The organism is Lacisediminihabitans changchengi, from assembly GCF_016634425.1.
GTDB lineage: Bacteria > Actinomycetota > Actinomycetes > Actinomycetales > Microbacteriaceae > Lacisediminihabitans > Lacisediminihabitans changchengi.
The window spans coordinates 972,589-985,646 of the sequence record NZ_JAEPES010000001.1 but is presented as its reverse complement, the minus strand read 5'-3'; the positions used below and the strand labels follow the sequence as shown (position 1 = coordinate 985,646).

At 68.7% G+C, this 13,058-nt stretch carries 11 protein-coding genes; 8 read left to right on the top strand and 3 right to left on the bottom strand.

Annotated elements, in window-relative coordinates; translation table 11 throughout:
• The first annotated feature begins 49 nt into the window (after positions 1 to 49).
• Entirely contained in the window at positions 50 to 1,915 is a 1,866-nt protein-coding gene (locus IV501_RS04610) for a gamma-glutamyltransferase family protein (RefSeq protein ID WP_200555450.1), read from the top strand.
• Here the strand turns inward: IV501_RS04610 and IV501_RS16530 are convergent.
• The 3 genes from IV501_RS16530 to IV501_RS04595 all read right to left on the bottom strand — a co-directional run bounded on the left by IV501_RS16530 (position 1,912) and on the right by IV501_RS04595 (position 5,348).
• On the bottom strand, positions 1,912 to 3,084 hold the full coding sequence (locus tag IV501_RS16530) for a GAF domain-containing protein (protein WP_200555189.1): 1,173 nt from the start codon (positions 3,082 to 3,084) through the stop codon (positions 1,912 to 1,914). The two genes, IV501_RS04610 and IV501_RS16530, sit on opposite strands and share 4 nt — an antisense overlap.
• 309 nt (positions 3,085 to 3,393) lie before the next feature.
• Positions 3,394 to 3,741, bottom strand: coding sequence for a hypothetical protein (locus tag IV501_RS04600; protein WP_200555188.1), 348 nt, complete (start codon positions 3,739 to 3,741; stop codon positions 3,394 to 3,396).
• 29 nt (positions 3,742 to 3,770) lie between these two features.
• The gene (locus IV501_RS04595; protein ID WP_200555187.1) at positions 3,771 to 5,348 is read right to left on the bottom strand and encodes a S53 family peptidase; all 1,578 of its coding nucleotides are present in this window, start codon (positions 5,346 to 5,348) and stop codon (positions 3,771 to 3,773) included.
• A 136-nt stretch (positions 5,349 to 5,484) separates the two neighbouring features.
• Here IV501_RS04595 and IV501_RS04590 point away from each other — a divergent pair, with 136 nt between their 5' ends.
• The 7 genes from IV501_RS04590 (at position 5,485) to IV501_RS04560 (ending at position 13,040) form a co-directional block, all read left to right on the top strand.
• Positions 5,485 to 6,162, top strand: coding sequence for a response regulator transcription factor (locus IV501_RS04590; protein WP_200555186.1), 678 nt, complete (start codon positions 5,485 to 5,487; stop codon positions 6,160 to 6,162).
• Positions 6,159 to 7,544, top strand: coding sequence for a sensor histidine kinase (locus IV501_RS04585; RefSeq protein ID WP_200555185.1), 1,386 nt, complete (start codon positions 6,159 to 6,161; stop codon positions 7,542 to 7,544). Before IV501_RS04590 ends, IV501_RS04585 begins: the two co-directional genes overlap by 4 nt.
• A 72-nt stretch (positions 7,545 to 7,616) precedes the next feature.
• Complete coding sequence (locus IV501_RS04580; protein WP_200555184.1) at positions 7,617 to 9,158, top strand: glycosyltransferase family 39 protein; 1,542 nt, start codon at positions 7,617 to 7,619, stop codon at positions 9,156 to 9,158.
• Positions 9,155 to 10,000, top strand: coding sequence for a polyprenol monophosphomannose synthase (locus IV501_RS04575; RefSeq protein ID WP_200555183.1), 846 nt, complete (start codon positions 9,155 to 9,157; stop codon positions 9,998 to 10,000). Before IV501_RS04580 ends, IV501_RS04575 begins: the two co-directional genes overlap by 4 nt.
• Positions 9,993 to 10,532: a GtrA family protein gene (locus IV501_RS04570; RefSeq protein ID WP_200555182.1), complete on the top strand. Its 540-nt coding sequence runs from the start codon at positions 9,993 to 9,995 to the stop codon at positions 10,530 to 10,532. The genes IV501_RS04575 and IV501_RS04570 overlap by 8 nt, the downstream gene beginning before the upstream one ends.
• A gap of 13 nt (positions 10,533 to 10,545) precedes the next feature.
• Positions 10,546 to 11,304 (top strand): DnaE2-dependent mutagenesis accessory factor ImuA', encoded by a 759-nt coding sequence (gene imuA' / locus IV501_RS04565; protein ID WP_307812174.1) that lies wholly within the window; start codon positions 10,546 to 10,548, stop codon positions 11,302 to 11,304.
• Positions 11,301 to 13,040, top strand: coding sequence for a DNA polymerase Y family protein (locus IV501_RS04560; protein WP_200555181.1), 1,740 nt, complete (start codon positions 11,301 to 11,303; stop codon positions 13,038 to 13,040). Before imuA' ends, IV501_RS04560 begins: the two co-directional genes overlap by 4 nt.
• The last annotated feature ends 18 nt before the right edge of the window (positions 13,041 to 13,058 follow it).

The following is a 13,058-nucleotide window of genomic DNA, read 5'->3' as shown; positions in this document are numbered from 1 at the left end:
AGCCGTCATCCTGACCATTGGCTGTATGACGCGGTACGCTGAGGCGACGATGACGTATTCCTCGGCACCCGCGTTCACCACCCGTCCGACGCTGACGGGGACCTTCGGGATGGCCGCCTCGAGCCATTGGTTGGGGACGGCGTCAGCTCAGGCTGTGCTCGAGCGAGGGGGCAACGCCTTCGACGCCGCGGTCGCCGCGGCCTTCGTACTTCAGGTGGTCGAGCCGCACCTCAACGGACCCGGCGGCGATGTCGTCGGACTCTTCGTCACCTCCCATTCACCACGCGAGCCGATCGTGCTGATGGGTCAGGGCCCGGCTCCGGCGGGCGCGACAGTCGAGCACTATCGCTCGGAGGGGCTGGAACTCGTTCCGGGTACCGGAGCTCTCGCGGCCGCCATCCCCGGCGCGGTCGACGCCTGGCTGCTCCTGTTGCGCGATCACGGCAGCTGGGAACTCGCCGACGTGCTGGCCTTCGCCATCGGCTACGCCCGGGACGGACATCCGCGGCTCCCTGCCGTCACCGCGACGATCGAGCGGGTCTCTACGCTGTTCCGTGAGCACTGGCCCTCGTCTGCCGAGCAGTGGATGCCGGGCGGCGAAATCGCTGCTGGCGGCACCCTGGTCACCAATCCCGCACTCGCCCGCACCTACGATCGCCTCGTCGAGGCGGCCGCCGGCGACACCCGCGAGGAGCGCATCGACGCGACCCGGCGCGAGTGGCGCGAGGGCTTCGTCGCACAGGCGATCGTCGAATTCATCCAGACCCCGCATCGGCACTCGACCGGAGACGATCACGCGGGGGTGATCACGCTGGACGACCTGGCCGGATTCGAATCGTCGTACGAGCCCGCGGTCACCGCGGAGTTCCGCGGCCGCACGATCGCCAAGGCCGGTGCCTGGAGCCAAGGACCAGCGGTACTCCAGTCCCTCGCCATCCTCGACGGCTTCGACGACGACCGGCTGGATCCTTCGTCTGGCATCGGCGCGCACACCATCCTCGAGGCGCAGAAGCTCGCCTTCGCCGACCGCGAGGCGTTTTACGGCGATGACGTCGCCGTGCCGCTCGAGCACCTGCTGTCGGCGGAGTATGCCGCAGAGCGACGGACCCTGATCACGGATGCCGCCTCCCCCGATCTGCGCCCCGGCACGGTTCCCGGGATCGAGGCCTACCACCCACCGTTGCGCGTTGCCGCGGACATCCCGGCCGATCTCAGCGGAGGCGGCGAGCCGACCGCGCAGACGGATGCGCCTGTAGCCAGGCAGGCTGACGAGGCAGCTCTCGAGGGCGAATCCGATGGCGACCTGCCGACAGACTCCGATGGCCAGACCCGCGGCGACACCTGCCACCTCGACGTGATCGACCGCTGGGGCAATGTCGTTTCGGCGACCCCGTCGGGTGGCTGGCTGCAGTCGAACCCGACCATCCCCGAGCTCGGCTTCTGCCTCGGCACCCGCCTGCAGATGACCTGGCTCGAGGAGGGTACTCCGACCACCCTCACGCCGGGCAAGCGCCCCCGCACCACACTGAGCCCGACCCTCGTCTTCGGTCCCGATGATGCCGTCACCGCGCTCGGCACTCCCGGAGGAGACCAGCAGGACCAGTGGCAACTGCTGTACCTGCTGCGCACCATCATCGGCGGCTACAGCCCGCAGCAGGCGATCGACGCGGCCGCCATCCACAGCACCGCGTTCCCGGAGTCATTTTGGCCGCGAACGTGGACGCCGGCCGGCGCCGTGGTCGAATCACGCCTCGGCATGCCGGTGATCGCCGAACTCATCGTGCGCGGACACGACGTCACCGTGGACGGCGAGTGGCGCGATGGTCGGCTGTCGGCTGTCGGGCGAGACGCCACCGGGCTCCTGTTCGGAGCCGCGAATCCGCGCGGGATGCAGGGGTACGCGGCTGGGCGCTAGCGCATCCGTGCCCACAACTGTTCCTGCACCCGGAGCGCGAGATCACGCAGCAGGCCGGCTTCGCGGGCACTGAGTCGCCGAACCCTGCGATCGGAGATACAGAAGGCGCCGACGTGCTCGCCCTCCGGGCTCAGCAGCGGATACCCGGCGTAGAAACGGAAGCCGTCGGGCTCCGCGACAGACGGGTGAGTGTTGAACCGCGCATCTAATCGGGCATCCTCCACCACGAATACATTCGACTGTCTGATGGTGGTGTCGCAGAACGACGCCTGCCGCGGAAACTCGGTTCTCACAATGCCGGCTGCCGACTTCATCCAGAGGCGCTCGCTATCGAGAAAAGTGATCGCGGCACCGGAGACGCCAAACAGATTGCGCGCGAGCGCGGTGAACTTATCGAACCTCTCGTCTGCCGGGGTATCCAGAATGTCCAGCGCGTCGAGAGCGGTCTGCCTGGCGCGCTCGTCGATCGGGGCCGGCGGACGTGCCACGCCCGATGCGTGCCAGAGCGCCGACGTCATGCTCGGCGCGATCGCCGCAGCCCAGCGATCGTATGACGCGCTGGAGTACAGGTTGAGGTTCACGGCCAGTTCTGGCGCGGCAGCGACAAAGGTCGCCCGGGACCGGGTCGACAGCACGTCCGCCGCGATGTCATTGAGTCGGCCGATGTGGCGGCTGATCAGCGCGGCGAAGACCCGCGGCACTCCGCCTCCGGCTCGCGCCGGGGCATTCGCCACCACGAAGGTATGGAATTCGCTCGTGCTCTCCGACTCGACGTAGTCCAGCAGCGCGATGAGGTCTTTCCTCCAGCGGCCGAGACTCGACAACGACATCGCTTCGTTCATGCCGATCGTGATCACCAGGGAGTCGTGGCAGGAAAAGCGGATGCCTCGGGCCGCGTCCAAGGCGGCGGCTGCACTCATCCGCAGTCGCGCCACCACCTCCACGTCCGCCCCACGACCGGTGAGTGTGGCGAGCCTGCGTCCGAGATGACCGGCGAGGCTCAGATCCCAAGTCAGGACGCCGAATCCCAGGGCCGGACCGTTGCCGAGGAGCAGAACCCGATCGGGATTTGCGCCGGGGGCGTGAGCTGCGGAATGGCCTTCTGGCCGAGGGGCTCGCCGCACCCCGCGGATCATGGCGATGAGCCACAGGCGGATGAGGGGGCGCACGAGCAGGTTCGTGGCGCGCCATAATAGGAGTCGATCGCCCAGGACGCGTTGGTCGGCCGGGGCGGGCCGTGCGGTCCGGACTCGCCTGGCAGTCGGAGTGCGCTGCTCAGTGGGGTCGCGCCGTCCCGTTGGTATTCGCTTGTCGGTCGGTATGCGCTGTCGCGTCGCCACAGTTTGATCCACTTGTTCCCCCGTCCCGCGCCCGAAGTCTGGGCAATACGGGTGGATTGATTCTACGAGACGCGCATCCGGATCGGAGCATTTTTAGGAAACACAGTGCTCAGTTCGGGCCTCCACGACGTGGGGCGATCACTCCTCGTCGATCAGCTCGAGCAGGTTCTTTGCTGCCGTGGCGATGTCATCGTGGTCGTATTCGGCGGCTCGGCTCTCGATCGCGATCACCGCTCCTCGGTCAACCCGGCTGAAGTCGCCGTAGGGAAAGCTGAAACGCCCCTTGGTCTGTTCCGATGCGGTCTCGTCCACGCCGAGATGCCACTTTTCGTATTCGGCCCAGCCGTGCTTCTCGATGAATGCGTTCTCCTCTGCCGCTGTCGGCGCCTTGGCAGCCCAGCCGGCGTGCTTGTCCCGCACGACCTTGCCGTCCCGCACGAGACTGCGTGCGTGCTGAAGTGCGGCGTCGTTCAGCTTCTCTGCCATGGGGTGTCCTCTCGATGTGGCGCGGTCCTCTAATTGGTACGCGCCTCGAGGGCCGCAAGCAATGCTATTCCGTCCGGAACCCCGAGCCCAGTGCAGGCATCCCAGCCCACGCGTGCCTCGAAGGTTCCGTTGTCGCCCGCCACGACGTCGCGGAATCCGCTCGCCAGTTCGTACAGTCGGGGATGCACCAGCCCGAGCGGCTCGCCCGTCGATTGCACGATGCGCGCGATCAACGCGGCCCAGAGCGGCGCGACCGCACTGGTGCCGCCGAGGATGCGGTGCTCACCGTCGACCAGGATCTCATAGCCGGTGCTGGGATCCGCCACCGCCGAGACGTCGGGCACACCGCGACCACCGCCCGGTCGCGACGCGGCCGGGACGCCGACATGCGTCTGCCAGATCGGTCGAGCGAACACGGAGCTGACCCCGCCGCCGGTCGCTCCTCCGCCCGGGCCATTGTTCCAGACGGTCTCGGAGGCGACGACTGCGGCGGTGGCTCGCAGCGAGGTGCCGCCGCAGGCGAGAACGTGCGGGCTAGATGCAGGGAAGTCGGCGTGATCGCGGCCGTCGGTGGCGCCATCCGAACTTCCGTTATCGCCAGCAGCCGCGGTGACGGTGATGCCGAGCGCTGCGGCATCGATGAACGCGTCATCGAGCGACCGCCTGGCCTGTTCGGTCCACGCGTCTTCATTGAGTCCCCAGCTGATGCTGATCGACACCGGCGTGATCGCCGCGTGCGCCGCCTCGCTCACTGCGTCGACAAATCCGTCGTCGGTGTTCGGTGCGAAGTAGACGACGAGGTCGGCCCCGGGGCTGAGGGCGCCAGCGACCTCGATGTCGAGCAACACCTCGCCGTCGGCGCCGGTCGGATCGGCCCCGGGGTGATTCTCCGCGCCATTCACCCCGACAGCGGTGACAGTGGGTCCAGTGATGCCGAGTCCTGAGAAATACGTGTCGAGCTCGGTCTGGGCAAACCCGCCGCCGAGTTCGATGATGGCTATGGTCCGCCCGCTGCCGTCGGTTCCGATCGGAAACCGATAGATCTCGCCGAGCTCGAGCGGCGTGTAACTGGTCGTGACCGCTCGGGTCTCGGCGACCCGAAACTCCGCCCGCGCCTGCGGACGGTTGTCGAGACCGAGCACCGCGATGACCACACCATCGAGCGCCGTAGGCACCATCAGCTGGCCGGACCGGTTGCGGTGCTCGACCTCCGCGCCGTCGATGGTGCGGCTGGTCACCCCTTCGAGACGGGCAGCGAAGACGCGCGACATGGTCGAGATGGTGCCGGAGACACGCAGTCGCCGAGACGCGAGATCGGCAGAGAGCACCGTCAATCCCAGATCGCCCAGGGTCTTCTCGACCAGGGAGATGTCGGCCGGATCTGCGCCGTATGCGGCCGCGAAATCGGCCCGATCTATGCGTGCGCCGCCCGACGTGTCGGCACCGGGGTCGGCCCCGGGGCGACGGCGGAGCACGATGGTGGCCTCGACCGTGCTGTCGGGGGGCAGGCCATGTGCGGAGGGCCGCAGAACATCGACAGAGGGCCGCTCGCTGCCGGGGAGCGGGCTGAGGTGGAGCGGAGTCTGGTCGTTCTCAGCGGATGTCATGACACCTGTCTACTCGCGACATCCGTCATCCGGATCCCCGCCCGCGAAAGCTCAAAACATTCAGGACCACCGGAAGCTGTGCCCCTTGTCAGCGCGGTCACAGCGTGTATCGCCTCGACCCGTGCGACCATCGGCTATGCCAAAGATCCTGATCGTCGAGGACGACCCAGAGATGGGCCGGCTGATCGCCAGGGGTCTCACGGCCGAAGGGCACGAAACGACCGTCGTCGACACCGGCGTCGATGCGCTGATCGCCCTCAGCGGCGGCGATTTCGCCCTCGCCGCGGTCGACGTGATGCTGCCACAGATGTCGGGCTTCGAGGTTGCTCGCCGCATCCGTCAGACCGGCAGCAGCCTGCCGATTCTGCTCATCACCGCGCGGGATGCCGTCGAAGACCGGGTCTTCGGCCTCGACTCCGGTGCGGACGACTACCTCACCAAACCCTTCGCCTTCGTGGAGTTGAGCGCTCGAGTGCGGGCGCTGCTGCGCAGGGACGCCGCAGCCGACAAGCTCGTGCTGACGGTGGGGAGCGTGCGTCTCGACTCGCTGGCCCAGTCGGCGACGGCTGGCGGACATCCGCTTTCCCTCAGCCCCAAGGAGTTCGCCCTGCTGCGGTTACTGTGCACCCACGCCGGGCAGACCGTCGGGCGGGCCGTTATTCTCGAGGAGGTGTGGGGAACGACCCAGAACATCGATCCGAACATCGTCGACCAGTACGTCAGTTACCTGCGCCGCAAGCTCGAACCCGGGGCAGCCGGGGTGCAGATCGCGACGGAACGCGGCGTCGGCTATCGACTCCAGGAGAGCGGATGATGCTGCTCCGACGTCTCTCGATCCGCTGGCGCATCACGCTCGGAAGTTCGTTCATCGCTGCCCTGATCTTCGCGGGCGCCGGACTCGGCTTCCGGGTTCAGCTCGAATCGATCCTCTCCAGCACCACGACCACGGTGCTCGCGCACGACGCAGCCCCGTTCGTCAGTCAGATCCAGAACGATCCGACCGCGATCGACCGCCCGGGAAAAGGTCAGCTCGTCTCCGTGATCAATGCCGACGGCACCGCGGTGGTATCCAGCCTTCCGCGCCCCATTGCCGCAAGGCTCTCGTCGATCGTCGCGATTCCGGCCGATTCCGACGGCGACGTGGTCCGCTCGATCAGCGACGGCGACGACGTGTATCGCGTGCGAGTGCAGACCGTCGCGGAAAGCGGCGGCGACTGGCACGTGGTGACGGTCCGCAACGAAGACTCCTCCATGCTGTTGCTCGGCCGGGCGACCACCGCGATCGTCATCGGGGCGATCGCGCTGTTGATCGGTTTCGGGGTCGCTTCCTGGCTGCTCACCGGCGCTGCGCTGCGACCGGTGACCAGAATGCGACAGCAGGCCCAGGCGCTCGCCGCAGAGGGCTCGACCGAGCCGCTCCCGGTCGGACCTGCGCGCGACGAGCTCTCCGCCCTCGCCACGACGCTCAACGAGTTCATCACTGACATCCGAGGGGCGGTCGATCGGGAACGTCAGCTGGTCTGGGATGCGAGCCACGAGCTGCGTACCCCGATCGCGATCCTGTCCGGGCAGCTCGAACTGGCCCACCTCTCGAGCGGTGATGCGTCGGCGCTCGAGGCGGAGATCAGCGCCGCAGAACTGTCAGTGGCGCGACTATCCGCACTGGCTACCGGCCTGCTCGAACTCAGCCAGCTCGAGCAACCGGAGAACGGTGCCGAGCGTGCGACCAGCGACTGGACGGCGCTCGGGGTCGAACTCGCGGCATCCGTCGACCGGGCACGGATGCTGGTTGCCGCGACCGGGGTGACCATCGACTACGACATCGCCGCGGTGGATACCGCCGACCGCTATCGAATCGACCCGGTCAACGTGGGCCGATTGATCGACAACCTGGCGAATAACGCCGTCGCTGCCCTCGGCAGCGAGGGCAGCGTGCGGATCGCCCTGCGACACTCGGCGGTCGGTCTGGTGCTCACCGTGGTCGATTCGGGCCCCGGCATGCCGGAGGATTTCATCCCGATCGCCTTCGATCGCTTCTCGCGACCCGACCGTTCGCGCACGACGACTCGGGGCGGAGCGGGGCTCGGACTCGCCATCGTGCACGCGATCGTGACCGGTGCAGGCGGCACGATCAGCCTCGCCAACGCCGACGGACTGAGCGTCACCGTCACTCTGCCCCGGGTGCCGACGACCTAATCTGTGTGAACTCTCACGCGCGGGCACCCGATTGCCGAGCGAACGCGCGGTTGCGCTGGCGACCATCGAGAGGTGACCAGCGCTACCCGCGAGTTCCTCGCCCCCACGACGTCCCGAGAACGACGACGACTGCTGCCCGTGGTGGCAGTACTGATCGGACTCGGCGGCGCACTGGTTTCGTTTCTCGGCTCATGGATTCCGTCGTACTGGGGTGACGAGGCCGCGAGCGTTATGTCGGCGGAGCGGCCTCTGGCGACCCTCTGGCCCGAACTCGGCCGGGTCGACGCGGTGCACGGCACGTACTACCTGTTCCTTCACCTCTGGATCGACCTGTTCGGTGCCTCCGAGCTGTCGGTACGGCTGCCCAGTGCTCTCGCGATCGGCGTGGCGGTGGCTGGGGTCGTGGTGCTCGCCGCCCGGCTGTTCTCCACCCGGGTGGCCATCACCGCCGGAATAGTCATGGCCGTGCTCCCGCGCACCACCGTCATGGGTGAGGAGGGACGCTCGTACGCGATCGGTACCGCGATCGCGGTGTGGCTCACCGTGCTGATGGTGCACCTGGTCGTGACGCGGTCGACGCGGCTGCTGCCCTGGATCGTCTACGGCGTCGGCCTGGCGCTCTCCATCTACGTCTTCCTCTACCTGATCCTGTTGGCCGGAGCACACCTGATCTATCTCGTCGTCATGCGACCGCAGCTCGGGTCCACCTTCCGACGGATGCTGGGCCGCTGGGCCGGCGCCGTGGTGCTGGGCATCGCGCTCTCCACCCCGCTCCTCGTGTTCGGACTCTCGCAGCACAACCAGATCTCGTTCCTCAGCCATCGGCACTACATGACCTTCGAGCGGCTCGTCGTACTGCAGTGGTTCGGCAACCGTCCGCTCGCGCTGGTCGGGTGGCTTCTGGTCATCGTCGGCATCGTGCTCGGCCTGCGTCGACAGACCGCGCGTGGATTGGCCGCGCGTGGATTAGCCGCGCGTGGATTAGCCGTGCGTCGACAGACCGTGCTGATCGCTACCTGGATGCTGCTCCCGCCGCTGGTGCTGATCGCCGGCAACAGCCTGATCGCCCCGATGTACAGCATCCGGTATCTCTCGTTCTGCACTCCCGCGGTGGCGATCCTGGTCGCCCTGGCGATTTCCGCGGTGCCGTGGACCTGGGCTCGGATCGCCGCGGTACTCGCCATCGTCGCGCTGGCCGCGCCGACCTGGGCGGCTGAACGTGGCCAGTATGCCAAGGACGGCGGAAGCGACCTGCGGCAGACTGCCGCCGTTGTCGCGGCACACGCGCGGCCCGGCGACGCCATCGTCTTCGACGAGACCATCCGCAACTCGCGCAAGCCCCGGCTCGCCCTCCACCTGTACCCGAAAGACTTCACGGGGCTGCTCGACGTCGGGCTGATCACCCCGTACCAGCGCACCGCGGGGCTGTGGGACGTGGTCGGGCCAGCCCCGGCAGCCGACCTCGTGGGGGTGCGAACGGTATGGGCGGTCGAGTCGTCCGCGTCGCTCGCGCCCGCAGACATCCGTCACCTGCAGGGGCTCGGCTATGCCGTCACCCACGCCTTTCCTGTTCATCGCAGCACCGTCTACGAACTCACCCTGGAGACCTCATGACTAACGCCAGCACCCTCGTCGTCATCCCGACCTACAACGAACGCGAGAACCTGCCGCTCATCGCCGCGCGGGTGCTGCAGAGCGTGCCCGGCGTGCACATCCTGGTCGTGGATGACGACTCCCCCGATGGCACCGGGGCAGTCGCCTCGGCGCTCGCCTCCGGGCACGACCGGGTGCACGTGCTGCACCGCGAGGGCAAGCAGGGACTCGGTGCCGCCTATCGAGCAGGCTTCGCCTGGGGCCTGGCCCGCGACTACGAGCGCTTCGTCGAGCTGGATGCCGACGGCTCGCACCGCCCAGAAGAGCTCCATCGCCTGCTCGACGCGCTCGGCAGGGGTGATCTGGGCAGTAGGGACATGGGCAGCGGGGCTGTTTCCGGGGGCGCGGATGTCGTGCTCGGCTCGCGCTGGACGCCCGGCGGTGCCGTGCAGAACTGGCCGCTGCGGCGCAGGCTGCTCTCCCGAGCCGGCAGTCTCTACGCGCGCCTGGCCCTGGGCCTTCCGGTGCGAGACGTGACCGGCGGCTATCGCGCCTTCACTGCCGATGCGCTGCGTAGGATCGGCTACGACACCGTGCTGAGCCAGGGCTACTGCTTCCAGATCGACATGCTCTGGCGGGCGTACAGCACCGGGCTCCGCATTGCCGAGGTGCCGATCACCTTCGTCGAGCGGGTGCTGGGCGAGTCGAAGATGAGTTCCGGCATCGTGAGCGAGGCGATCGCGCGGGTCACGGTCTGGGGACTTCAGGGGCTTCCCGCCCGAGTGCTCGGCACACGGCATCCGATGCCGGTCACCCGCATCGCGCTGGAGACTCTAGAGACGCCGAGCATCGTTCATGCCTGATTCCGTCGTAGTCGTGGCCGGGCAGCGGCTGCACGGCCTGGCCCGCCAGGCCGTCAGCTTCTTCCTGGTCGGCGGCATCGGCCTGGTGATCGATGTCGTCGTGTTCAACGCCCTGCGCACGACGGTGCTGTCTCCCCACGACGTGCACGGCGGACCCATCATCGCCAAGACCATCTCCACGGCGCTCGCCATCGTCGCGAATTGGATCGGCAATCGCTACTGGACCTTCCGCGCCGAACGTCGCCGGGGTTCCCGCGCGCAGGTGGTGCGGGAGGCGGTCGAGTTCGGAGCGGTGAGCATCGCCGGCTCGCTGATAGCCCTGGGGTGCCTCTGGATCTCGCACTACGCCCTCGGCTACACCTCGCTGCTCGCCGACAACGTCGCGAGCAATGTGGTGGGGCTCGCGCTCGGTACCGCTTTCCGTTTCGCCCTGTACCGCTGGTGGGTGTTCGGCGTGCGCCGCATCGTGCTTCCGCCGGCGCCTGCCGAAGCACAGTTAGGGGCAACTCGCGCGGGTGTCGGAGGCAATTGACATAGTCGAACATGTGTTCGAATATGAGGAGATGGCCCCGTCGACCGCAACGCTCCCCGCACTGGCTGCGGATGCGCTCTCTTTAGCAGCGGAGCCGACGCGCGCCACTGTGGAGGAGTTGCAGGCGCGCATCCGGCAGATGCAGGCGACGAAGCTCGACACCCGGCTGGTGCCCACCCACCCGGCGATCGGCGCGCTGCTCCCCGGCGGGGGCCTCAAGCAGGGTGCCGCATACTCGGTCGACCAGTCCGCCGCGCTGGTGATGGCGCTGCTGGCCGGCCCATCCTCCGCGGGGTCATGGTGCGGCATCGTCGGCATCCCCGAGTTCGGCCTCGAGGCGGCAGCGGGCTTCGGCATCGACCTGGAGCGGCTCGTGCTCGTTCCGCATCCCGGCGATCAGTGGCTGGCCGTGGCGGCCGCGGTGGCCGACGTGCTCGGGGTCGTCGTCATCCGCCCGCCCAAGCGCGCCAGTGATGGCAGCGTCTCTCGGCTCAGCGCCCGCCTCCGGCAGCGCGGAGCCACCCTCATCGTGCTCGGGCCGTGGCCGCAGAGTGAGGCGATGCTGAGCATCTCCGAGAGCAGTTGGTCTGGCATCGGCGCAGGCCACGGCCATCTCGCCGCGCGCCAGGTCACCGTCACCGTCAGCAGCCGACTCGCCGGACGTCCGCGCAGCACCCGGCTCTGGCTGCCAGACCCGCAGCTCGCCCTCCGCGCGGTGCATGCCTCCCCCGTGCTCGCCTCCCCCGTCACCCACCTGCGAGCCGCGGTATGAGTACACCGGTCCTCTCACCCGCGCGCCCCGCCTCCACCCCCGTCCCCACGCGCACCATCCTGCTCTGGGTGCCCGACTGGCCGGTCATCGCGGCGGGGCGCTCCGAGACCGTGTTGCGCGCGCATCCCGGTGCCGCGGCGGCGGACGCCCGGCTAGCCCTCATCGACCGGGGCGAGGTCTTCGCCTGTTCCGCCGCCGCGCGCGCCCAGGGAGTGCGGCGCGGGCAGCGGGTGCGCGACGCCCAGGCCCGCTGTTCCGACCTGATCGTGCTGCCATACGAGTCGCAGCTCGACCTCCGCGCCTTCGAGCCGGTGCTCGAAGTGATCGAGGAGACCATGCCCGGGGTGCAACTGCTGCGCCCGGGAACGTGTGCCGTGCGTGCCCGTGGACCGGCCGCCTACTACGGCAGCGAGGAAGAGGCGGCGCTCTGGCTGCTCGACGCCCTCGACGAACTCGGCATCCGGGGGGCACGGATCGGCATCGCCGACGGCCCGTTCACCGCGGAGCACGCCGCGCGCGCCTCCGTTCGTCCCCAGCTCGCACCCGGCCGGGTCGCATCTGGCCGGGTCGCATCTGGCCAGGTCGCATCTGGCCAGGTCGCATCCGGTCGCATCAGCATCGTTCCCGCCGGTCAGTCCGCCAGCTTCCTGGCACCGCTGCCGGTGGGGCTCATCGGTGCAGAAGTCAGCCCCGGTGCGGCGGCGAAGCGCAGCACAGTCACTCGAACCAGCGGCGGCTCGTTGTCGACCTTGCTGCTGCGGCTCGGCATCCGTACCCTGGGGCAGTTCGCCGCGCTACAGGCGACCGATGTCGAGGCCCGCTTCGGGCAGGAGGGCGCACGCCTGCACGCCCTGGCCGCCGGCCTCGACTCGCGCCCGATCATCGCCAGGGTTCCCCCCGAGGAGCTCGACGGCTCGATCTTCTTCGAACCCCCGCTCGACAGGGTCGAACAGGTCGCCTTCGGTGTGCGAGGCACTGCCGACGCCTTCGTGCACGAGCTCATCCGCGCGCAGCTGGTCTGCACCGCGATCCGGGTCGAGATCGATTCGGAGGGCGGAGAGCTGTCGGAGCGCAGCTGGCTGCATCCGCGCTCCTTCACCGCGGCAGACATCGTGGACCGGGTGCGCTGGCAGCTCGGCACGGGCGCCGCGGGCGACGACTCCGGGCTGCGCTCGGCAGTCACCCGGGTGCGGATCGTGCCAGAGGCGGTCGACCCGATCGGCAACCACGAGCAGGGCCTCTGGGGTACAGGCCACGACGAGCGCATCCACCACGGTCTCTCTCGGGTGCAGAGCCTGCTCGGGCACGGTGGCGTGCTCACCGGCGCGCTCGGCGGCGGGCGCACCCTGATGGAGCGCCGGGAGCTGGTGGCCTGGGGCGATCGTCCGCTCGAGACGCGTTCCCCGCGGCAACCGTGGCCAGGACAGCTGCCCCCGCCCACGCCGACCACGGTATTTGAATCGCCGAAACCCGCTCTGGTGCTCGACGCCAGAAACAGCACGGTCGACGTTGACGGCCGCGGCGAGCTCAGCGGGGAGCCCGCCCGGTTCTCGGTCGACGGCCGCACCCTGCTCACCGTGGTGGGCTGGGCGGGCCCGTGGCCGATCGATGTGCGCTGGTGGGATGCCGGCTCCGCCCGCAGTTCGAGCCGCTTCCAGGTGGTCGACGAACACGGCGGCGCCTGGCTGCTCGTGCTCGAAGACCACCTGTGGTGGGCAGAAGCGAGCTACGACTGATGCCACGTGGAGAGAACG

Bases quoted from the DNA above. Each gene is read 5' to 3' on its own strand.
- IV501_RS04560 (WP_200555181.1), top strand. From the start codon at position 11,301: ATGAGTACACCGGTCCTCTCACCCGCGCGCCCCGCCTCCACCCCCGTC.
- IV501_RS04590 (WP_200555186.1), top strand. From the start codon at position 5,485: ATGCCAAAGATCCTGATCGTCGAGGACGACCCAGAGATGGGCCGGCTG.
- IV501_RS04585 (WP_200555185.1), top strand. From the start codon at position 6,159: ATGATGCTGCTCCGACGTCTCTCGATCCGCTGGCGCATCACGCTCGGA.
- IV501_RS04610 (WP_200555450.1), top strand. From the start codon at position 50: ATGACGTATTCCTCGGCACCCGCGTTCACCACCCGTCCGACGCTGACG.
- IV501_RS04600 (WP_200555188.1), bottom strand. From the start codon at position 3,741: ATGGCAGAGAAGCTGAACGACGCCGCACTTCAGCACGCACGCAGTCTC.
- IV501_RS04595 (WP_200555187.1), bottom strand. From the start codon at position 5,348: ATGACATCCGCTGAGAACGACCAGACTCCGCTCCACCTCAGCCCGCTC.
- IV501_RS04575 (WP_200555183.1), top strand. From the start codon at position 9,155: ATGACTAACGCCAGCACCCTCGTCGTCATCCCGACCTACAACGAACGC.
- IV501_RS04570 (WP_200555182.1), top strand. From the start codon at position 9,993: ATGCCTGATTCCGTCGTAGTCGTGGCCGGGCAGCGGCTGCACGGCCTG.